Source organism: Flagellimonas sp. 389 (assembly GCF_018449435.1).
Taxonomy (GTDB): domain Bacteria; phylum Bacteroidota; class Bacteroidia; order Flavobacteriales; family Flavobacteriaceae; genus Flagellimonas.
Map to the genome: position 1 here is coordinate 266,353 of NZ_JAHCMU010000001.1, position 22,875 is coordinate 289,227.

Annotated in this window: 15 protein-coding genes; all 15 read left to right on the plus strand. The window is 38.5% G+C overall.

Going from position 1 to position 22,875, the window contains the following annotated elements:
* Positions 1-179: 179 nt before the first annotated feature.
* The 15 genes from KIM67_RS01195 to KIM67_RS01260 all read left to right on the plus strand — a co-directional run bounded on the left by KIM67_RS01195 (position 180) and on the right by KIM67_RS01260 (position 22,867).
* On the plus strand, positions 180-437 hold the full coding sequence (locus KIM67_RS01195) for a VOC family protein (protein ID WP_213829549.1): 258 nt from the start codon (positions 180-182) through the stop codon (positions 435-437).
* Positions 438-813: 376 nt separating this feature from the next.
* Positions 814-1,539 carry a DUF5677 domain-containing protein gene (locus KIM67_RS01200; RefSeq protein ID WP_213829550.1) on the plus strand — a complete coding sequence of 242 codons (726 nt, stop codon included), beginning with the start codon at positions 814-816 and terminating at the stop codon, positions 1,537-1,539.
* A gap of 156 nt (positions 1,540-1,695) precedes the next feature.
* Positions 1,696-2,391, plus strand: a complete 696-nt coding sequence (locus KIM67_RS01205) for a hypothetical protein (protein WP_213829551.1) — start codon at positions 1,696-1,698, stop codon at positions 2,389-2,391.
* Positions 2,392-3,257: 866 nt separating this feature from the next.
* Complete coding sequence (locus KIM67_RS01210; protein ID WP_140591903.1) at positions 3,258-4,502, plus strand: site-specific integrase; 1,245 nt, start codon at positions 3,258-3,260, stop codon at positions 4,500-4,502.
* A 172-nt stretch (positions 4,503-4,674) separates the two neighbouring features.
* Entirely contained in the window at positions 4,675-5,919 is a 1,245-nt protein-coding gene (locus tag KIM67_RS01215) for an SEC-C metal-binding domain-containing protein (protein ID WP_213829552.1), read from the plus strand.
* Positions 5,920-6,034: 115 nt separating this feature from the next.
* A complete protein-coding gene (locus KIM67_RS01220) occupies positions 6,035-6,454 on the plus strand; it encodes a hypothetical protein (RefSeq protein WP_213829553.1) in 420 nt (139 codons plus the stop codon).
* Positions 6,455-6,573: 119 nt separating this feature from the next.
* Positions 6,574-10,320 (plus strand): efflux RND transporter permease subunit, encoded by a 3,747-nt coding sequence (locus KIM67_RS01225; RefSeq protein WP_213829554.1) that lies wholly within the window; start codon positions 6,574-6,576, stop codon positions 10,318-10,320.
* Entirely contained in the window at positions 10,317-11,537 is a 1,221-nt protein-coding gene (locus tag KIM67_RS01230; RefSeq protein WP_213829555.1) for a TolC family protein, read from the plus strand. Before KIM67_RS01225 ends, KIM67_RS01230 begins: the two co-directional genes overlap by 4 nt.
* A 15-nt stretch (positions 11,538-11,552) precedes the next feature.
* The gene (locus KIM67_RS01235; protein ID WP_213829556.1) at positions 11,553-12,068 is read left to right on the plus strand and encodes a DUF3347 domain-containing protein; all 516 of its coding nucleotides are present in this window, start codon (positions 11,553-11,555) and stop codon (positions 12,066-12,068) included.
* A gap of 7 nt (positions 12,069-12,075) precedes the next feature.
* On the plus strand, positions 12,076-14,577 hold the full coding sequence (locus tag KIM67_RS01240) for a heavy metal translocating P-type ATPase (protein ID WP_213829557.1): 2,502 nt from the start codon (positions 12,076-12,078) through the stop codon (positions 14,575-14,577).
* Between the two features lie 23 nt (positions 14,578-14,600).
* Positions 14,601-15,068, plus strand: coding sequence for a DUF305 domain-containing protein (locus KIM67_RS01245; protein WP_213829558.1), 468 nt, complete (start codon positions 14,601-14,603; stop codon positions 15,066-15,068).
* 6 nt (positions 15,069-15,074) lie between these two features.
* Positions 15,075-16,847, plus strand: a complete 1,773-nt coding sequence (locus KIM67_RS01250) for an efflux RND transporter periplasmic adaptor subunit (RefSeq protein ID WP_213829559.1) — start codon at positions 15,075-15,077, stop codon at positions 16,845-16,847.
* A gap of 44 nt (positions 16,848-16,891) precedes the next feature.
* Positions 16,892-17,200, plus strand: a complete 309-nt coding sequence (locus KIM67_RS18740; RefSeq protein ID WP_313788416.1) for a DUF6660 family protein — start codon at positions 16,892-16,894, stop codon at positions 17,198-17,200.
* 124 nt (positions 17,201-17,324) lie between these two features.
* Complete coding sequence (locus KIM67_RS01255) at positions 17,325-21,668, plus strand: CusA/CzcA family heavy metal efflux RND transporter (RefSeq protein WP_213829560.1); 4,344 nt, start codon at positions 17,325-17,327, stop codon at positions 21,666-21,668.
* The gene (locus KIM67_RS01260) at positions 21,668-22,867 is read left to right on the plus strand and encodes an efflux RND transporter periplasmic adaptor subunit (protein ID WP_213829561.1); all 1,200 of its coding nucleotides are present in this window, start codon (positions 21,668-21,670) and stop codon (positions 22,865-22,867) included. Before KIM67_RS01255 ends, KIM67_RS01260 begins: the two co-directional genes overlap by 1 nt.
* Positions 22,868-22,875: the final 8 nt, after the last annotated feature.

Sequence of the window (22,875 nt, forward strand, 5' to 3'; positions counted from 1 at the left end):
ATCTTTTTTTTGTACAGCTTCTCAATTGTCCCATCGTAATCGGACAATTAGAAAATAATCAAAAAGATTTTATTAATTCGACTTTCGGCGTTTATAAGCATTCTTCTCCTTTACCAACACCCTTTCTAAGGTTAATCGTAAATCCCTGAATTTATGAAGTTTTAAATAGAGGATTTTTAATGTTCAATAAAATTGCCCATATCTCTTTGGTTGTAAAAGATTATGATAAAGCTATCGATTCTTACGCTCAAAAGCTGGATTTCGTTCATATTAAGGATACTAGAATTGATGAATCCAAAAGATGGGTGATTATTGCACCAACAGGAGCAAAAGAATGCTGCTTGCTTCTCGCTAAAGTTACCAACGAGAAACAATTTGCCAGTATTGGAAACCAAACAGGAAGTCGGTCGGGTTGGATTTTTCCTTTTCACCGATGATTTCATTAGAGACTACAACAAACTTGTGAATCGTGGGGTAACACTTGTAAGATCACCTAAAAAAGGAACCCTACGGGGTTGTGGGCGTGTTTCAAAATCTTTATAGTAATTTGTGGAACCTATTGGAGCCTAATGAGAAAAATAAGGGGCTATCATATAATAGAAATATAAGTTCAAATGAGCGATGGGAACTAAACTGAATGAAATATAATAAAACTTGGGTATAGCCATCTCGAATGGAAGTACATGCCAAATCAAATTCAGCATATAAATCCCGTTGTGCACAATTTGTAGAAACTTTATGCCAACAAAAGAATTTAGGAAATCCTTCAGGGAAACAATCGATTCGCTTCACGTGTCAATATGTGAATTGACTTTGATTGAAGACACTAATTTCTATCAATTGCTTAGAGCATATTATACATTTATCCATAATCGAACCCAAACTCTATTTTTACTTGTTCAAAACGATTGTCTATGGGATGCAGATATTATTCTTAGACCTATTGCAGAATGTACTGTGAAATTTGCTTTTATTTCATCATTTGACAATCCAGAACGAAATGAAAAAGTAAGAGAATTTTGGGAAGATTTAGCTGAAATAAATAGACTGAAACAATCCAAACAAGCTAAGCAAATAATTGAATTGACTAACATTGATTCTAAATTTTTGTCGGACATTATCTTGGAAGAAAACGAACATCGCATTTTATCTGAAAAATGGACAAAATCCAATAGACAAAGAACTGAACAACTTTGGTCTTACAACGAAATGATTAAAACTATTTCAACGAATTACGATTTTAAAGAAATACTTGGTTTAGCTAGAAATTTCACTCAATCAAGCCATCTAATTCACGCTGATGAGACAGCTTTAGGAGTGATAAATGATAGAGAACAAAGAACGGAAGAACAACGAGAAGCATTGATGAATTTTCACGAGATTAGACTGCTAAGTGATTGTGTCCAATTATATCTTTGGTTAGTAAAAGTTTGTTCTAAATTGTCTGATAAAGAATTGGACTCTGAGCTAATTAAAAAAGTAGAGGAGTTTGAAAATGGAAAAGAAATATTTAAACCTCTGAATAAAATAATTGAATAAAAACTGAGTATAGCATATATTATAATTGATTGCACGTTCACACCTACTTAAGAAAATCCGTGCTGATTTTCAGTTTGTTGCGTACTTGCAAAGTTAATCACATAAAGACTCACAGCCGAAACCGTTAACGGTAATTTATAACTCACAATACAAACATTGAGCAGAAGTTTTGGAATAGTTGAAAATAAAGTGAATGAAACGGCTTTTTTCTTGGAGAAGATTAGAGAAGAAGAAAGTACGTATCGCTTGGACGTTCCTCAATTTTATTTAAGTGCCTTCCTATCAGCGTGCAGAAGTATAACTTTTGCGCTTCAATCTTCATTATCCGATTTGGACGGATTTATCGAATGGTATGAACTAAAGCAGAAAGAACTTAAAAGCAATAAACTCGCAAAGTTTTTTCTCATTTCTAGAAACGAATCTCAAAAGATTGGTTTTCTTCAAATTGGAAGTGGTTCGTCATTTATAGACCTAGAAGGAAATCGTAAAATGAAGTTATACTTTCAAAGACTTGCACCAACTCAAAATGATTATATTCCAGAAGCCGACGTTGTCACTGTATGTGAAACACATTTCAAGACAATTCTAAATTTGGTGCTGGAAGTTTTTATAAAATTTGGAAATCACATTGACTCTCAACAATTCTTCACAATTGAGAATATGAAAAAATTGAATTTAACGATTGAGGATTTAGAGGAACAGGCTGGGTATCCTCGCGGTTGGCTGAATATTGGATATGGAACCTTAGAAGAAAAAGTAAATTTGCTAAGAAAATCGCAATCGCCTCCCTATATTGACAGGATTTTCATACGGTATTTGGGTAAGAACAGATTTGGAGAAAAAATAGACTAAATAAAACTATCGCTAACATCGTGTCCTACGAAAAGTATTAGGGAGTAGTCCCAAAGATAGCAAATATGTTCTTTTTCCCTTATATATAACTTACTCCGCATCCTATGTGTAATACTCCTGAATTTGGGTTCACCGGCATCTGTGTGATCGTAAGCCATAAAACCCTGCACTTGTTATAAATATGTGACCCGCTCCAAGTTGTTCTGTTATTCGGGTCTTGTATTCCTCTGTGGTTCCTTTTCTTTATTGTACCACAACTATCTCTTAGGGAGTGTGCGTTTTTATCACTGCCAAAATCCTGCTGAAGCCTTCAAAACAAGCGGAATTACTAAAGCAGCGATAAACTGAAAATTAACCCGTACTGACGGGTATGTTAGATAGTTAAAATTCAAATTAGCAATCAAAAAAGTCTACTACAAAAAAATAAGGTGCAAATACTTATTTATAACATTAAACAATCCTATTAGTCAATATTAAAGTTATATATCGAAATTTGATTAAAAATCAACATTTTTTATGTTAAAAAAGTTAAATTTTGTTAAAAGGTGAGCAATTCGGTGCCTCTTGATTTTGACCCTTTCGGAAACCCTAAAGAATGGGCAAAAAACACGAAAAGTTCGAGTCCCGTCCAGACCGCTTAAAGGGTTAACAAAACCCCTCAAAACCTTGTAAATCCTATGATTTACAAGGTTTTCTTTTTTTAGAGCAATCATATAATTTGATATCATTTGCATCTAAAAGGTCACAAATCGTCAACATATCTTCTTTATCAAAATTATGTTGACAGAATAACGTAACTTACTCATAGTTAATATAGTTGATTTGACTTTCGTCCAGTAATGTTTAACCATTAAAAGACGACAACTATGCGAACTTCATCAACATTTTCAGTACTGTTTTGGGTGTACGGTAAACGTGCTGTAAACAACAAGGCAAACATCTACGTTCGACTTACCCAAAATGGTAAGCGCGTGAACATCAGCCTTAAAAAGAAAATTGAAATTACCACTTGGGATGAGAAAACCCAAAGGGCTAATGGAACCGGTAAAGATTCACGTATTCTCAATCTTTATTTGAACGAGGTGCAATCAAAGATTTATCGAATATACGAGGACTTCAAAAAGGCAGAAAAACCATTTACTTCCCAAATGGTCAAGGCTAGATTTTTGGGCGAAGACAAAAAGCGCTTTTCTTTTCAAAACCTTATTGATTATTACAATGAAAAAATGCAGCATAAACTGCATAAAAATACGATGGGTCAATATAAAACTAGCCAAAGATATATGCTAGAGTATATCTTAAAAGAGTATGAGGAAACTGATATTTTTATTTCTGAACTAGATTATAGTTTTGTTATTGGCTTTGAGGATTTTCTGCGCTCTTATGTTCCCAAACCAGGACAAAGTAAAATCGGCAACAATACAGCTATGAAACATATAAAACGTCTTCGTAGAATGGTAACCCTTGCCTATCGAATGGAATGGTTGGATAGAGACCCTTTTATTAATTTTAAAATGAAGATTGAAAAGAAAGAGCGTGAGTTTTTGACTAGTGAAGAGTTGCAGAGTATCGAAGACTTGAACTCTTCGATTGAGCGTCTTCTGGTTGTCAAAGATTTGTTCGTTTTTAGCTGTTATACCGGTATCTCATATAGTGATATTATAGAGTTGACTAGCGACAATATTGTAATTGGTATAGATGGTAATCCGTGGATAATGGCAGATAGGATTAAAACAGGCACACCATTTAAAATTCCATTATTAAATCAAGCACAAGTCTTAGTCGATAAGTACAAAGACCACCTTAGAACCCATAATAGTAGTAACCTTCTTCCGAAACTTTCAAACCAAAAACTAAATAGCTATTTAAAGGAAATAGCTGACCTGTGTGGCATCAAAAAGAACCTAACCTTCCATATGGCAAGACATACGTTTGCAACAACTGTTACTTTAAGTAATGGTGTTCCTATCGAAACTGTTTCAAAATTGTTAGGTCATACCAAATTATCCACTACTCAAATTTATGCAAGAGTTGTAGAAAAAAAGGTTAGTGATGATATGGCGCTTTTAAGGGATAAAATGGGTCAGCGAAAAATGGAAAGAGCTGTTTGAAGAAATTTAACAATATCGTCATTGTAAACGTGCCTTATTTAGATAAAGAATTGTTTTCTAAATACCATTAATACTTGTCCTAGAATTATGCATTTGATTTAATAGATATTGTAACATTAATTTTAACTATTTTGAACACAATTAAATTGTGTAGAAAAATGAGATTATAATTATGTCAATACCTATAGTACTGGATAAATCAACATTTCAAGGCCTAAATTATGATGATATAGTTGAACTTCATAAATATTATATTGTTAACATCACACCTCTACTGGTTTCAGAAATTCTGGGTGACCTTGCAAAAGAAGAAAAAGAAGGAAAGAAACCACCTAAAGACCAAGTTACAGATTTAGCAAAAAAAATGTTTCCATATAACGCCTATGTTAATATGGATTATAAATTGCTAGTTGAAAAATCTTTAACTGGTGAATTTACAACTGCCCATAACAGACCATTTCTAAGCGCTCAAAAATCTATAAATACTCCTACGAAAAAAGGGATGACTTTCGTTGAGACAGAAGAAGAACTATCTATAAAGCGCTGGAAAAGAGGTGAGTTCGACACTATGGATGAAATTATTGCCAATGTATGGCGAACAGAATCCAAGGATGAAGCCGTGGTGAAAACATTCAAAGAAAAATTTGACCATCTTAAAGACATCAAAATAAGAGACCATAAACCTTCAAATGAAGAAAAGTTTTCAAGCTTGAAGGAAAGGCTGAAAGAACGCCTTTACATCGAAATTGAGCCAGTTGATACTTTAAATCTTGTGATGGAATATTTTGACATAAATCCTGATTTAAAAAATTCTATTGAATCCAGATGGAAAAATGAATCGCATCCAGATTTACAGAGTTTGGCAGAATATGCAATCTATTGTTATGAAGTGGTCTGTCTATACTATATTGGAATTAATAATTCGTTATGCGGTGAGCGATTGACAAATCTTTTGGATTTGAAATACTTGTTTTATGCGCCATTTGCAAGAGTGTTTAGTACCAACGACAGATTTCTAAGAAATTTGTTTTTTGCGGTAGACCCTAATGATACATTCTTTGTCACATTACCAGAATTAAAAGAAGATTTCAAAAAATTTCAAGCCTTAAATAAAGAAGGGGAAGTATTTAATGAACCACCTAACAAAGATTCAGAAACATATCGAATTTGGGATAGTGTTTTCAATATGGAACTTACCCGAAGACTTAAACCTTCCGTAGCGGAAATAAAAAGAAAAGAAGCTGAGGTAGAAGAAATTCTCAATATTGCCGAAACCGGAAAGGAAGGTGATTTTGAGGGGGAACCAGATTTTGTTACAAAAGAAACTTTTATATCTCCAGATGACCCTTGTCCTTGTAAAAGCGGTATTGCTTTCAAAGATTGTCACTTAGCAAAGGCTCAAAACAGGACCAACTAATTGTGAATAATATTGATAGAATTATTTAGATATAAGGCTTGGAAAAGCTGTGTTTTCAAAATTAAAGTTCTGTTAATCCCAATAAAAACTGTTAAATTTTTGTAATTTTGCATTAATGAAAAAGGTTTTCCATAAAATATTATCTGTTTTAATGGCTTTTGTAGTATTGTTTACTACAATGTCCTTTACGGTTAATATACACTATTGTGGGGATTCTTTGGTTGATTTTTCGGTTTTCAAAAGCGCAGAGACTTGTGGTATGGAAAAGGCACAGCCAGTCAAAAGCTGTGAAAATCCAACAATGACCGAAAAAGATTGTTGTACTGACCAACAATTTGTAAAAGAAGGCAATCAAGACTTAAAAACGTCTTTCGATAAACTTACATTCGAGCAACAAACTTTTGTTGCAACATTTTTCTACACATATATCAATCGCTTTGAAGGACTTGATGAAAACATCGTTCCTTTCAAGGATTATTCGCCCCCCTTTGTCGAACGGGACATCCAGACCCTTTACGAGACATATCTAATTTGATTTTTAGACAGTAACCTTTTCGCCCTGCGGTATTTCCGTTTTGGGCTTGTTTTGTTGTGGTCTTTTTTCAGAACTACATCAAGACCAACTTTTGTATAACTGTCTAATTATCATTCTATATGCTCAATAAAAGCATAAAATTTTTAATCGAGAACAAACTTGTTGCGGTACTAATGCTCGCCCTATTTGTGGGTTGGGGTATTGTAAATGCACCTTTTGGTTGGGATACTGGCATTCTGTCAAGTAATCCTGTGGCCGTGGATGCCATACCTGATATTGGCGAAAATCAGCAAATCGTCTTTACCAAATGGCAAGGACGTTCGCCACAGGATATTGAAGACCAAATTACCTATCCGCTTACCACTTCCTTATTGGGAATACCAGGGGTAAAAACCATTAGAAGTTCCTCAATGTTCGGGTTTTCGAGCATCTATATCATTTTTGAAGAAGATATAGAATTCTACTGGTCACGAAGTCGAATTCTTGAAAAACTCAACTCACTTCCAAGCGGTCTATTGCCAGATGGTGTTAACCCAGCTTTAGGACCAGATGCCACGGGATTGGGACAGATTTTCTGGTACACATTAGAAGGCCGTGATAAGGATGGCAATGTTACAGGTGGATGGGACTTACAGGAACTTCGTAGCATCCAAGATTATTACGTGAAATATGCTTTGTCATCTGCAAGCGGTGTTTCAGAAGTTGCCTCTATTGGTGGTTATGTTCAAGAATATCAAGTGGACGTGAATCCAGAATTGATGCGCCAGTACAACATTGGGCTATCTGATATTGTAAAAGCCGTTAAACATAGTAATCAGGATATCGGTGCTCAGACTTTGGAAATGAACCAAGCTGAATATCTGGTTCGTGGTCTAGGTTATGTAAAGTCCATAGAAGATATAGAAAACGCGGTAGTTACCTCTAAAGAATTCACTTCTATCAGGATAAAGGATGTGGGCAAAGTCCATTTAGGTCCAGCTACAAGACGCGGTATTCTTGACAAAGAGGGTGCTGAAGTTGTCGGCGGTGTGGTTGTGGCTCGATATGGTGCAAATCCTATGGAAGTCATTAACAACGTTAAAGACCAAATCAACGATTTAAGTGCTGGACTACCTTCTAAAGAATTGGCCGATGGTCGCACTTCGCAAGTTACCATAGTTCCGTTTTATGACCGTACCGAACTCATTCAAGAAACATTAGGCACGCTGAATGAAGCCTTAACGCTAGAAATTTTAATTACCATTCTAGTTATCATCATAATGGTCTTTAACCTTAGAGCGTCTGTTCTGATTTCCGGACTATTACCTGTTGCGGTATTGATGGTTTTTATTGCGATGAAACTTTTCAATATAGATGCGAACATTGTAGCACTTTCTGGAATCGCCATTGCCATAGGTACAATGGTCGATGTAGGTGTAATTCTGTCCGAAAATATTATTAGGCATTTGGATATGGAAAACACCGATTCTGAAGGAAATAAGCTGCCTATAAATACAGTCGTTTATAATGCGACCACAGAAGTTTCAGGTGCAATTCTTACGGCTGTACTAACCACCATTATTAGCTTTGTTCCAGTCTTTACAATGGTAGGTGCTGAAGGGAAATTATTCCGCCCGTTAGCCTTTACCAAGACAATGGCACTTACAGCGTCTATTATTGTCGCTCTATTTTTAATCCCACCATTTGCAGCTTTTTTATTCCGAAAGAAAAGCCTCAAAAACCCATTCAAATACATACTTAATATTTCTTTGATAATTGCGGGGATAATCGCAATGATATATGGGTTCTGGTTAGGTCTCATATTGATTGCCTTTGGTGCTTCGGGAATCGCTGGACTACAAGGAAAGCTGACCGAAAAGAAAGCTAATTTGGTCAATATCATCATTTCATCGGTAGCCATTGTTTTCTTATTGGCTGAATACTGGCGACCATTAGGTTTTGACCGAAGTATTGCAATGAACCTCATTTTTGTAAGTATCGTGTGCTTTGGATTGCTTGGTACATTTTGGGTCTTCCGCAAATATTATACAAGAATTTTAAGATGGGCTTTACGGAATAAATTTCTATTTCTTTCCGTACCAACGGCTATAATCATATTCGGTGTTCTTATAATGCAGAATACAGGTAAGGAATTTATGCCTTCATTAAACGAGGGTTCGTTCCTGTTAATGCCAACATCTTTACCACACGCAGGGGTTGAAGAAAACAAACGAATTCTACAACAATTGGATATGGCAGTCGCCACTATCCCTGAAATAAAAACAGTCGTTGGTAAGTCTGGACGAACGGAATCTGCTCTAGACCCTGCACCGCTATCGATGTATGAAAATATCATTCAGTACAAGTCTGAATATATGATGAATTCGGAAGGAAAACATCAACGTTACAAAGTCAATGATGATGGTCTTTTTGTTCTCAAAAATGGTAGGTTAATTATCAATCCAAATAATGAAATAGAGGAAGGTGAAAACTATGAAGCGTCCCAATTACAGACAACAGTTACACGAGATGAATTGATTATTGACGATGATGGTGAGTACTATCGAAATTGGCGTCCTGAAATCAAAAGTCCAGATGATATCTGGAATGAAATCGTTCGGGTCACAAAACTACCCGGCATTACTTCAGCACCAAAGTTACAGCCCATTGAAACTAGATTAGTGATGTTACAGACAGGAATGCGAGCGCCGATGGGTATTAAAGTCAAAGGCCAGAATTTGAGCGAAATCGAAGATTTTGGTCTTCAGCTTGAAGCAGTTCTTAAACAGGCTGAAGGGGTCAAAGAACAAGCTGTATTTGCAGACAGAATCGTAGGTAAGCCTTATTTGCTAATTGATATTGACAGAGAGCAACTGGCCCGGTACGGTATTTCAATAATGCAGGTTCAGGAAATTTTGCAAGTAGCCGTTGGCGGAATGCCTCTAACTCAAACCGTGGAAGGTCGGGAACGTTATGCGGTACGTGTACGCTATCCTCGGGAATTGCGAGAAAACCCCACGGACTTGAAGAATATTTACGTACCTGTGGAAAAAGGAAATCCTGTTCCTCTGGGTGAGTTGGTAGATATTCGTTACGAACAAGGCCCACAGGTTATAAAAAGTGAAGATACCTTTTTAGTGGGTTATGTCCTTTTTGATAAACTGGACGGTTTTGCCGAAGTAGATGTCGTAGAAAATGCCCAAGCGTTAATAAAAGCAAAAATCGATAATGGCGAATTAACCGTTCCAAAAGGTATCAACTACCAGTTTACGGGAACGTATGAAAATCAATTACGCGCAGAGAAAACATTATCCGTGGTTGTTCCATTGGCACTTGTCATTATCTTTTTGATTCTTTATTTCCAATTCCGTTCGGTAGCTACATCTTTAATGGTATTTACGGGAATTGCGGTTGCCTTCGCAGGTGGTTTCTTAATGATATGGTTCTATGGTCAAGACTGGTTTTTAAACTTCAATTTCTTTGGCGAAAATCTGCGGGACTTGTTTCAGATGCAAACTATAAATCTAAGTGTAGCAGTATGGGTAGGATTCATTGCGCTGTTTGGTATTGCTACTGATGATGGTGTTGTGATGGCGACCTACCTCACACAAACGTTTGACCGAAATACACCTGAAAACAAGAATGAAATTCGTGATTCCATTGTAGAAGCTGGCGAAAAACGAATTCGTCCTTGCCTAATGACCACAGCAACGACCATATTGGCATTGCTACCCATTTTGACATCCACTGGTCGAGGAAGCGATATAATGATACCGATGGCCATACCAAGTTTCGGTGGGATGCTTATAGCATTGATTACGCTGTTTGTTGTTCCTGTGCTATTCAGTATGAAAAAAGAATTTCAATTAAAACGAGCGAGCAAATGAAAAATATAATAATCATAGTATGTCTTTTGCTTGTTTCCTCTTTCGCGAAAGCACAAGAATTACAGTCTTACATTCAGGAAGCAGAGGCGAACAATCCAGAGATTCAAGCCTATGAATTGCGGTATAATATTGCCCAAGAAAGGATAAATGAGGTTAACACATTGCCAAACACTACCGTTAGTGCAGGCTACTTTGTGAGCGAACCAGAAACGAGAACAGGTGCTCAGCGTGCACGATTTTCAATATCTCAAATGTTGCCTTGGTTCGGAACAATTACAGCAAGGGAAAATTATGCCAGTTCAATGGCTGAAACCGAATTTGTGGAAATTGCTATTGCCAAACGAAAATTGGCGCTTTCCGTCGCCCAATCGTATTACACTTTGTATTCCAACAAGAAAAAACAAAATGTGCTGGACGATAATATTCAATTATTGCAGACATACGAGCGTTTGGCATTAACATCAGTCGAAGTCGGGAAAGCCTCAGCCGTAGATGTATTGCGTTTGCAAATTCGACAAAACGAACTGCAACAACAAAAGGAAGTTTTGCAAGAAGAATATATCGCAGAACAAACCGTGTTCAATAATCTGCTGAATCGTGAGGAAGATATTGTCGTTGATGTTGTTCCAGAAATGATGATTCCATCGGAAGACCCTGTTTTTAGCGATGAAGGATTGTCCCTCAATCCTGAACTGCTTAAATACGACAAGCTCTACAAATCCGTAGAGCAATCAGAACTTTTAAATCAAAAAGAAAGTGCGCCAAATCTAGGATTTGGGCTAGACTATGTTCCCGTGGCAGAGCGACCAGCGATGAACTTTAACGATAACGGAAAGGATATAGTGATGCCAATGGTTACACTTTCCATACCCATTTTCAACAATAAGTATAATTCTGTTTCCAAGCAAAACAAGTTGCGACAACAGGAAATAGAATCTCAAAAAAATGAGCGATTAAATTCGTTGGAAACGGCTTTCGCAAAAGCAAAATCACAACGTAATCAAGCACGGATAAAATTCAATACTCAGGAAAAAAATCTTAACCAAGCCAAGAATGCTGAAGAAATTCTGATAAAGAATTACGAAACGGGGACAATAGATTTTAACGATGTACTAGACATTCAAGAATTACAACTAAAATTTCAAATTAATCAAATCGTGTCGGTGCAAATGTACTATGTGCAATCTGCCGTCATCAATTATTTAATAAATCAATAATCTAAAATTATAACAATGAAAACACTATTTAAGACAACAGTATTAATGCTTGCTATCGCAAGTTTGGTTTCGTGTAAAAATGAAACAAAAAATGACAACAAAAATTCAGATTCCGTTACTGAGACTGCCAAGACAGCTGGATTAACCTTTAATGATGATAAGGTTGGAAAACAATTTCAACACTACATTCATTTAAAGACCGCATTGGTAAAATCAGATTTCAATGAGGCTCAATCTGGGGCAAAAATGTTAATGGAAAACACGGATGATGCAGATTTAAAAGGTATGCTCTCTAAAATTTCAGAAACAACTGATATTGAAGTACAACGTACTATATTTTCCGATGTTACGGAAAAGATGACTGATGTGGTAGCTGCATCACTTTCTAGTGGTGAGGTCTATAAACAATTTTGCCCAATGGCCTTTAACAATAAAGGCGGTTACTGGCTATCTAAAGATGAAGAAATTCGTAATCCCTATTATGGGAATAAGATGCTAAAATGTGGTCGCATTTCTGAAACTATTAATTAGATAGCAAATGAAACACACCTATCACATCCACGGAATGACCTGCAACGGTTGCAAAACTCACGTCGATAAAACACTTTCCAATGTGGAAGGTGTGACTAACGTATCCGTAGATTTGGAAAAAGCTGAAGCGGTCATCGAAATGGAATCCCATATTCCCATCGAGAAGTTTCAGGAAGCTTTGAAGCAAGATGGTGGTTCGTACAGTATTCACACTCTAGGCGAACATCATAAGGTTGTAGATAAAAAAGAGAAAGCAGCAAAAGGGCAAGGAACGGGAACGTTCTATTGCCCGATGCATTGCGAGGGTGACAAAACCTATGACAAGCCAGGTGATTGCCCTGTCTGCGGAATGGATTTAGTCGAAGAACAAAATTTGTCAACTTCTTCCGTAACGCAATATACGTGTCCCATGCATCCAAAAATCGTAAAGGATGAAGCTGGAAGCTGCCCAATTTGCGGGATGGATTTAGTACCAATGGAACCCGATATGTCCGCAGAGGAAAAGACCTATAGAAAACTACTTAAAAAGTTTTGGGTTGCCGTGGCATTTACATTGCCCATCTTTTTAATAGCAATGTCGGAAATGCTGACCAATAATCCATTATATGATATTCTGGAATTGAAGTATTGGAATTGGATTCAGTTTGTGCTTTCCATTCCAGTCGTGTTTTATGCTACTTGGATGTTCTTTGAACGTGCCTACCGCAGTATTAAAACTTGGAATCTCAATATGTTTACACTCATTGGAATCGGTGCTGGTGTAGCTTGGTTATTTAGTGTAATAGGTATGCTTATACCTGACTTTTTCCCAGACCAATTTAAGACCGAAGCAGGTACGGTTCACGTCTATTTTGAAGCTGCTACTGTAATCCTCACTTTAGTCCTTTTGGGGCAGTTACTTGAAGCTCGTGCTCACAGTAAGACCAATTCCGCGGTAAAAGAGCTATTGAAGCTAGCACCTAATAAAGCCATTAAAATAGTCGATGGCGAAGAAAAAGAAGTAAGTATCGATGATATTGAATTAGGCGACATTCTAAGAGTTAAGCCAGGCGATAAGATTCCTGTGGATGGTGTTTTGACCGAAGGGGAAACTTCCGTTGACGAATCGATGATTACAGGCGAACCGATTCCCGTAAACAAAATCGTAGACGATAAGGTCAGTAGCGGAACAATCAATGGAAATCAGTCCTTTTTAATGAAAGCTGAAAAAGTTGGTTCAGACACGCTATTATCCCAAATCATCCATATGGTAAACGATGCTAGTCGCAGCCGTGCGCCCATCCAGAATTTGGCAGATAAGGTTTCGGGATATTTTGTACCAGTTGTGGTCATAATTGCCCTGATAACCTTTGCGGTCTGGGCAATTTGGGGGCCAGAGCCAGCCTATGTTTATGCCTTGGTCAATGCCATCGCTGTATTAATAATCGCTTGTCCTTGTGCTTTGGGTCTTGCCACACCAATGTCCGTAATGGTAGGTGTTGGTAAAGGCGCACAAAATGGGGTGCTAATCAAAAACGCTGAAGCCCTCGAAAAGATGGACAAGGTAGATACACTCATAGTTGACAAAACGGGAACAATTACGGAAGGTAAACCTACAGTTGAAAAAGTGGGGTCTTTTGATAATGGCTTTACTGAAAATGAAGTACTACAATATATCGTTTCCCTGAACAGCCAAAGTGAGCATCCACTCGCTGAAGCAACAGTTAAATACGGAAGGGAACAACAAACTGAATTTCTAAAGGCAACTGGTTTCAATGCTGTAACTGGTAAGGGTGTTGAAGGAAAGGTCAATGGAAAAGAACTGTCTTTGGGCAATACTAAAATGATGGAAGTAGCAAATGCGAAACTTTCAGAGGCTATGGAAAATGAGGCACAAACCTATCAAAAGCAAGGCAAGACGGTTTCTTATCTGGCTATTGATGGCAAGACTGTTGGATATGTTGTTATAGGTGATAAAATCAAGAAAACAAGTGCCAAAGCTATCAAAGCATTGCAGGACAAAAATATTGATGTCATAATGCTTACAGGCGATAATCACGATACAGCCCAAGCCGTGGCAAAAGAGCTCAATCTTGCTGATTTCAAAGCAGGAATGTTACCTGAAAATAAATTACAGGAAGTTGAAAAACTACAAAAAAATGGACACGTAGTCGCAATGGCAGGTGATGGTATTAACGATGCGCCTGCATTGGCAAAAAGTGATGTTGGTATAGCAATGGGAACGGGAACAGATGTAGCGATTGAAAGTGCAGCACTTACATTGGTTAAGGGCGACTTACACGGTATTGTGAAAGCACGAAATCTAAGCGATGTTGTTATGAGGAACATCAAGCAGAATCTGTTCTTTGCCCTCATCTATAATACGTTGGGTATACCAATTGCAGCCGGTTTACTCTACCCATTTTTCGGAATCCTATTATCCCCAATGATTGCGGCTTTGGCAATGAGTTTCAGTTCCGTTTCGGTAATCGCCAATGCACTAAGATTAAGAACAAAATCAATTATATAATTCACACTAAAAACAAAAGGAATATGGAAGATTCAAACAAAGGAAACTATAAAACTTTTTACATAATGCTGGCGTGCTCATTTGTTGCAATGTACGTTACAATGTATCTAAATACCTACTCGTTAGACCACGTATTTTTTAGCTTGACCCGTTTTTATATGGTCTGTCTTGGCATTGCTACAATGGCAGTAATAATGTGGTTTTTTATGCGAAAAATGTATAACGATAAAAAGAAGAATATTGTAATTCTGGTAGGTAGTTTAGTTCTGTTTGTGGGTGCTCTCGGTTTAGTAAGAGTGCAAGCACCAATAGTAGGTGATATACTATGGATGAAAGCTATGATTCCACATCACTCTATTGCAATTTTAACGAGTGAACGTGCTGATATTAAAGACCCTGAAGTGAAGAAACTGGCAGAGGATATCATCAAGGCACAAAAAAAGGAAATTGAAGAAATGAAGCAGATGATTGAACGATTGGAAAATAAATAATTTGATATGAACAAAAACATTTTATACATCGGTATCGCAGCTGCCATAGGACTGTTTGGTGGGTGGCTCATTTTTGGTGGTAATTCTACCGAAAAAGACGGGGCGGCGATGACCGAAACACACGACCATTCAGATGAAAGTACTGAACAAATGTGGACGTGCTCGATGCACCCACAAATTATGCAACCAGAACCTGGTGACTGTCCTATTTGTGGTATGGATTTAATTCCAGCGGAATCAAGCGCAGATGGTTTAGCAATGAATGAAATAAAGATGACAAAAAATGCAATGGCATTGGCAAACATCCAAACGACTATTGTAGGCAATGCATCAGAAGACAGCGAGAATATGATTTCGCTTTCAGGCAAAATCAAAATGAATGAGGAAGAAAACGCCATTCAAGCTAGTTATTTCGACGGCAGGATTGAACGGCTCAATGTAAATTTTGAAGGTCAGGAAGTAAGAAAAGGGCAATTATTGGCCACTATTTATGCGCCAAATTTGGTAGCGGCTCAACAAGAATTGATTACCGCAGCTTCACTCAAAGTATCGCAACCATCTCTATACAAAGCGGTACGAAACAAACTAAAACTTTGGAAACTTTCGGAAAGCCAAATTAATAGTATCGAAGAATCAGGGAAGGTTAAAGAGAACTTTCCCATATACGCAACGGTTAGCGGTACGGTATCTGAAAAGATGGCTTCTGAAGGCGATTACGTAAAGCAAGGGCAACCCATCGTAAAGGTGAGCAATCTAAATTTGGTATGGGCAGAATTCGATGCTTATGAAAACCAAATTTCAGAATTCAAGAAAGGTCAGAAAATCAAGGTTACAACCAATGCTTATCCCAATGAAATATTTGATGCTACGGTTTCATTCATAGACCCCGTTCTGAATACTCAAACGAGAACTGTCGTGGTTCGAGCCAATTTGAAAAACAACAAAGGGATTTTTAAGCCAGGGATGTTCGTCACAGGCAAAATCAAAAGCAAATCAACTAGTTCAGAAGTACAACTTCGCATTCCAGCGAGTGCGGTAATGTGGACAGGCGAACGCTCATTAGTTTACATCAAGACAAATCCAAATGAACCCATTTTTGAAATGCAGGAAGTAACGCTTGGCAATCGAGTTGGTGATATTTTTATGGTCGCTTCCGGATTACAAGAAGGCGATGAAATAGTAACTAATGGGACTTTCACAGTTGATGCAGCTGCACAATTACAGGGTAAGAAGTCAATGATGAATAAATCAGGTGGAAAAACAATGACAGGACACGAAGGACACTTAGGTATGCAGAATACAGGTAACGAAACCACTAGTAGTTCAACAATGAAAATGGAACTACCAAAGACAGTTCAAATTGCGTTTCAGTCTGCTTTAACGCCATATCTTAAAATGAAAGATGTCTTTGTAGCTGGTGATGCTCAAAAAGTTTCGTCTTTCTCACAGGAAACCTTAGAAATATTAGAGCCAGTTTCTGATTCGGATTTGGGTAAAATGGAACAAGCCCACATTTCCAAAATCAAAAAAATGTTGAAGTCAATAAACGAAAGTGATAACATCGAAAATCAGCGTAGCCATTTTGTGGTTTTGAACCAAAATTTTATACCGATTGTAAAGACTATAAAAGGGTTGAACCCAAAGGTATATATTCAGAAATGCCCAATGGCAAATAACAACAGAGGGGCGTTTTGGATAAGTAAAGATAAAGTCATCAGTAACCCTTATTATGGCGAACAGATGCTTACTTGTGGAAGTGTAGTTGATTCATTGAAATAATACTTTGCAACACAGTTGCACGAAAATCTTTTTATCTTTGTAGCTTGAAATATTTTACACTCATATTAGCAATTTACTTCTTAGCACTTAATGGTGTGCCCTGTAGCGATACAGGAAACATTAATGAAGATTCCCAAGTAGTTTCCTTAATTGACTATGATAGTGAGCACGACCAAGATTGTGAATTATGTTCGCCCTTTTGTCATTGTCATTGTTGCCACGTTCACACTATAGATTTTGGCATAACTTCATTCGAACCGTATCAACCTAAGATTTCACAAGAGTACTTCGACCATTTCGATGGTTTTGAAAACAACTTTTTTCATTCCCTTTTACAGCCCCCACAGGTATAATTCAGTTTTCATAGGATAGCTATATCCTGTTTTGACGTGTCCTTATTTTGGATATGTCAAAATAGTGCATTGCATTTCTGTAATGTGCCCACAGAGAATTTAAACTGAATTAACACCCATATCTATGATTAATAAAATCATTGATTTTTCAATCAATAACAAATTTATTATTGGTCTGCTCACACTTGCATTAATTGGTGCAGGTATCTATAGTATGACCCAAGTTCCTATTGATGCCGTGCCAGATATTACCAATAATCAGGTACAGGTCATTACACAATCGCCCAATCTGGGGACAGAGGATATTGAGCAATTTGTAACCTATCCTGTCGAGGTGGCAATGAGCAACCTGCCCAATGTCAGGGAAATTCGTTCGATTTCCCGCTTCGGACTCTCCGTAGTGACCATCGTCTTTGATGACGGTGTCGGAACGTATCTTCCCAGACAGCTTGTAGCAGAAAAACTGACAGAAGTACAAGAACAAATCCCTATGGGTTTTGGTGAGCCTTCTATGGGTCCCATTTCTACAGGGCTAGGCGAAATCTATCAATACACCCTAGAGGTTGAAGCCGAATACCAAAGTGAATATTCATCTACAGAACTGCGAACAATTCAAGATTGGATAGTACGTAGACAAATGGCAATGGTTCCTGGCGTCGTGGAAGTAAATGCCTTTGGTGGCAATAAAAAACAATATGAAGTTGCAGTAGACCCAAACGAACTTCGAGCTATTGGTATCACAATTACCGAAGTGTTCTCAGCTTTGGAAAACAACAATCAGAATACGGGCGGTGCTTATATCGAGCGTAATCATCAAGCTAATTTTATACGTGGCGAGGGTCTTGCAAGAACTGTATCGGATATAGAAAATATGGTCGTCAAGACGGTCAATGGTATTCCTATCAAGATTAAAGATGTTGGTAAGGTGAGTATAGGAAGTGCCGTCCGTTACGGTGCGCTGACAAAAGATGGCAAAGGCGAAGCTGTTGGCGGAATGATTTTGATGCTTAAAGGGGCTAATTCCAACGAAGTTATCGAAAACGTGACCCAACGTATGGAACAGATTCAGCAATCACTTCCTAAAGGTGTTAGTATAAAACCATTTCTTGACCGAAGTGAATTGATTGCGGAAACAACGGGAACGGTAACTGGAAACCTTTTGGAAGGTGGGCTTATCGTAATCTTTGTTTTGGTTTTGCTCTTGGGAAATTGGCGTGGTGGTCTTATAGTAGCATCCACTATTCCGCTATCGCTTTTGTTTGCATTCATACTAATGAACGTTTTTGACGTATGGGCGAACCTAATGAGTTTGGGGGCGATTGACTTTGGAATCATCGTGGACGGTGCGGTCATCATCGTAGAAAGTACTGTTTTCCTAATGTATTCTTATGTAGTTAAAAAGAAGGCCGTGAGTTCTGAAACGAGGGACGAAATCGCTGCAAAGGCTTCTAAAAAGATGATGAACGCCGCCTTCTTCGGCCAGCTTATAATTCTTATTGTCTTCCTACCCATTTTAGCTTTGGAAGGTGTCGAAGGCAAGATGTTTCAGCCTATGGCGCTGACCTTCATCTTTGCGATGATTGGTGCAATGTTGCTTTGTCTGACCTATGTTCCAATGATTTCAGCGTTATTCTTAAGACCGCCGAAATCCGAAAAAAAGTCTTACGGCGATAAGTTTGTCCATTGGATTGAAAGAAAATACGAGCCGCTGTTGACCAAATCGCTTACTAAAGGGAAGATGGTTATAGGTATCGCTATTGCTCTTTTTGCAGTTGCCATTTTTGCCTTTACCAGAATGGGCGGCGAATTTATCCCACAGTTGGATGAAGGCGATATTGCGTTTCACGCCATCCTGAAACCCGGAAGTTCCCTTTCAGAAACCATAGAAACAACCACAAAAATAGAGCAAATAGTTAAGGCGGAATTTCCAGAGGTGGAAACTATCATCAGCCGTATCGGTGTGGCCGATGTACCTACTGACCCGATGCCGATGGACATTGCCGATGTCTTCGTCATCCTTAAACCAAGTGATGAATGGACATCCGCCGAAAGCAAAGATGAACTGGTCGAAAAAATGAAGGATGCCATAAGCATCGTACCCGGGGTCAATTATGAATTTACCCAGCCTATAGAAATGCGTTTTAACGAACTACTTACGGGTGTACGTGAAGATGTTGCTATTAAACTGTTTGGGGAAGATTTGGACATACTGGCAAGCAAAGCGGAAGAAATGGGTAAAATCATTGCAACTGTTCCGGGTGTTGCGGATATGAAAGTAGAGGCTACCGATGGCCTTCCGCAAATTACGGTTAACTATAATCGTAACAAGCTCGCGCAATACGGTCTTGAAATCAACCAACTAAATAGTGTGTTACAAGCTGCATTTGCAGGTGGAAAAGCAGGCGTAATTTTCGAGGGGGAAAAGCGGTTCGATTTGGTAGTTCGCCTACAAAAAGAGAATCGGGAAAGCATTGCTGACATTAAAAACCTGTTCATAAACCTTCCAAATGGTTCACAAATTCCGCTACGTGAAATTGCAGAAGTGAGTTATGAGCCTGGTCCAATGCAAATAAGTAGAGACAATACAAATAGACGAACGTATGTAGGTATCAATATTCGTGACCGTGATGTTAAATCTGTAGTAGAAGAAATTCAGGATAAATTAGATGCCCAATTTGAATTACCACCTGGATATTACATTCGTTATGGTGGGGCTTTTGAAAACCTCGAACGTGCCAGCAATAGGTTACAGACTGTTGTGCCAATAGCTTTATTGCTCATATTCATTCTGATTTACTTTGCCCTAAAATCCTTTCCGCAAACCTTGATGATTTATGTAGCAATACCTATGGCGACCATAGGTGGCGTGTTCGCTCTATGGCTTCGGGATATGCCTTTTAGTATTTCGGCAGGGGTCGGTTTTATTGTGCTCTTTGGGGTAGCTGTACTGAATGGATTGGTAATGATAAGCGGTCTGAATGAACTGAAGGAAGAAGGCGTAACAAACTTAAAAGACAGGATTGTGGAAGGCACAAAACGTAGGATACGCCCGATTATGCTTACTGCCTTTACCGATATTCTTGGTTTTTTGCCTATGGCGATTTCAGCATCCGCAGGGGCTGAAGTGCAAAGACCCTTGGCTACCGTGGTTATTGGTGGATTGATAACTTCAACCCTTTTAACGCTGTTTATTCTGCCCATTTTTTATCAATGGGTCGAGAAACGTTCTGAACGAAAGGCAAAATTGAATCCAAAATTTGCTACCGCTATGGCAGTAGTTTGTTTGCTATTTACTTCTGCTTTCGCTAAAGCGCAGCAAGTTCCACAGAATGATTCGCTGCCGGTAATATTATTGGAAAAAGCGGTAGAAGTTTCTAAGGAAAATTATCCGCTCTTGAAAACGAAACAGTTGGAAATTCAAAGACAAACTGCATTAAAGGGGACTGCTTACGACTTTGGCAACACCCAAGTGTTTACGGGTGGCGAGGAAATATCGGATGGTCAGGGTATTTATACATTGGTTGGCTTAGGGCAACAGAATATCAACTTATTCGGCATAGGTGCGAAAAAGAGTCTGCAAAAGCAACGTATCACTTTGGCCGAAACAGCTCTTGACCTTTCTGAACTTCAAATAGAACAGGAAGTTAAAAAAGCTTGGTCGCAAGCCTATCAGCAAAGGCAAAAATTTGAACTGTACCAAGAACTGGATTCTATCTATTCACAATTTGAAAAAGCCATTGCGCTCAATTATGAGGTAGAAGCCATTTCACGCTTGGAATATTCATCAGCTACCAATCAAGCCTTGCAAATCCGCAACAAATTGCAACAGGCCGAAAGCGATTACGCCATTGCCCTTCAAAAACTAAACCTATGGTTGGTTTCAGACACTTTCTATACTGTACCTAAATCGCTTGACGAAAGTGAATTTGCCGTATTGGGCATACCCACAACAGTGGAAAATCATCCCAAACTGAAACTTTCGCAAAAGCAAATTGATGAAGCTGAGGCAAATTATGATGCGGCTCGTGCTGACTTGCTTCCCAAGTTTAATCTTCAGGGCGGACTTCAAACAGTGAACGGCAATAGCGGGTTTTACACTTATCAGGCCGGTATTTCCATTCCTTTATTTTCTGGTACGGAACGTAGCCAAGCCAAGGCCGCTAAAATTGACGGCGAAATTGCAAGAACTAATGCTGATTATACACAACGCCAATTGCAATCCGAATATCAGCAGGCCGTAAAGTCCTATCAAAAGTGGGAAACATCTTGGCAATTTTATAATAATAAAGCCTTACCCCTTGCCGAAGAGCAACGCAGAGGCGCACTACTTGCCTACAAGGAAGGTGCAGTGGACTATGCAGCATTTACACAAATAATAAGGGATGCCATAAATACCGAAATGGATGCACTGGATGCGCTCGACAATTATCTAAAATCAGTTTTCGAACTACAATATTTTAAACAATAATGAAAAATCTATCTAAATATACAGTCATCGGTTTATTGGTTATGCTCTTAGGGTTAACCTCTTGTGGTGATTCTAAATCAGAGTCAGCTGAAAACAATAAAGGAAATTCTGAAACGGAAGAAGCCCACACAGAAGGCGAAGCTGAGGAAGTGATGCTTACGGCCAAACAGTTCGATGCATTAGAAATGAAAATCGACACCTTACAAATGCGAAATATGAGCGGGTATGTGGAAGCGAACGGTCAACTGGAAGTCCCGCCCCAGAACGAGGCCACCATAACAACAGTTGTAGGTGCAAACGTGGTTTCCATCGAGGTTATCGAGGGTGATAAGGTCAATAAAGGGCAAACAGTCGCTTACCTCTCGCATCCCAACATCATTCAGAAACAGACAGACTACTTAAATGCTTTTAGTAATAGTCAGTTTTTGAAAAAGGAATTTGAACGACAAAAAACCCTCTACGATGCAGGTGTAGGAAGTGGTGCCAATTTCCAAAAGGCAGAAGCTGAATACCAAGCATCCCGAAGTATGGCAAAAGGTCTTGAAGCCCAACTGCAACAACTTAACGTTAGTGCGTCGGGTGTAAGAAACGGAACGATTTACCAGCGTGTGGCGCTCAGAAGTCCCATCGAAGGATTTGTACAAAAGGTAGAAGTCAAAACAGGGCAGTATGTAGAACCCCAGACCGACCTAATGGAAATCGTGGACACCCACCATGTGCACGCCGATTTGATGGTCTTTGAAAAAGATGTCTATAGGGTAAAGGAAGGTCAAAAAGTAACGTTTAATGTCCAATCCAATCAAGGGCAGGAACTGACCGCGGAAATCTATTCCGTGGGCAAAACTTTTGAGCAGAACCCGAAAGCGATACACGTTCACGCAGAAATTGAGAACAAGGAAGGCAACCTGATACCCGGAATGTACATTCAGGGACGCATACAAACGGATAACAATAAGACGTTGGCTATACCCGAAAGTGCCATAGCCGCTGATGGTAACCGATTTTTTGTGTTTTTAGCTGAAAAGGAAGGTAACGATTGGGCTTTTACACCTAATGAAATAACAAAGGGGGCTAAAGACGGGGAATGGATTCCTATTGATTTTCTAACGGAACAAAAATCGAATGCCAAATATGCCTTAAACAACGGTTACTATTTAATGGCAGAAATGAAAAAAGGCGAAGCAGAACACTCACATTAAAATTGATT

Coding starts and splice junctions, on each gene's coding strand:
- KIM67_RS01235 (WP_213829556.1), top strand. CDS start 11,553: ATGAAAACACTATTTAAGACAACAGTATTAATGCTTGCTATCGCAAGT.
- KIM67_RS01210 (WP_140591903.1), top strand. CDS start 3,258: ATGCGAACTTCATCAACATTTTCAGTACTGTTTTGGGTGTACGGTAAA.
- KIM67_RS01225 (WP_213829554.1), top strand. CDS start 6,574: ATGCTCAATAAAAGCATAAAATTTTTAATCGAGAACAAACTTGTTGCG.
- KIM67_RS01195 (WP_213829549.1), top strand. CDS start 180: ATGTTCAATAAAATTGCCCATATCTCTTTGGTTGTAAAAGATTATGAT.
- KIM67_RS01245 (WP_213829558.1), top strand. CDS start 14,601: ATGGAAGATTCAAACAAAGGAAACTATAAAACTTTTTACATAATGCTG.
- KIM67_RS01255 (WP_213829560.1), top strand. CDS start 17,325: ATGATTAATAAAATCATTGATTTTTCAATCAATAACAAATTTATTATT.
- KIM67_RS01230 (WP_213829555.1), top strand. CDS start 10,317: ATGAAAAATATAATAATCATAGTATGTCTTTTGCTTGTTTCCTCTTTC.
- KIM67_RS01220 (WP_213829553.1), top strand. CDS start 6,035: ATGAAAAAGGTTTTCCATAAAATATTATCTGTTTTAATGGCTTTTGTA.
- KIM67_RS01240 (WP_213829557.1), top strand. CDS start 12,076: ATGAAACACACCTATCACATCCACGGAATGACCTGCAACGGTTGCAAA.
- KIM67_RS01250 (WP_213829559.1), top strand. CDS start 15,075: ATGAACAAAAACATTTTATACATCGGTATCGCAGCTGCCATAGGACTG.
- KIM67_RS01215 (WP_213829552.1), top strand. CDS start 4,675: ATGTCAATACCTATAGTACTGGATAAATCAACATTTCAAGGCCTAAAT.
- KIM67_RS01260 (WP_213829561.1), top strand. CDS start 21,668: ATGAAAAATCTATCTAAATATACAGTCATCGGTTTATTGGTTATGCTC.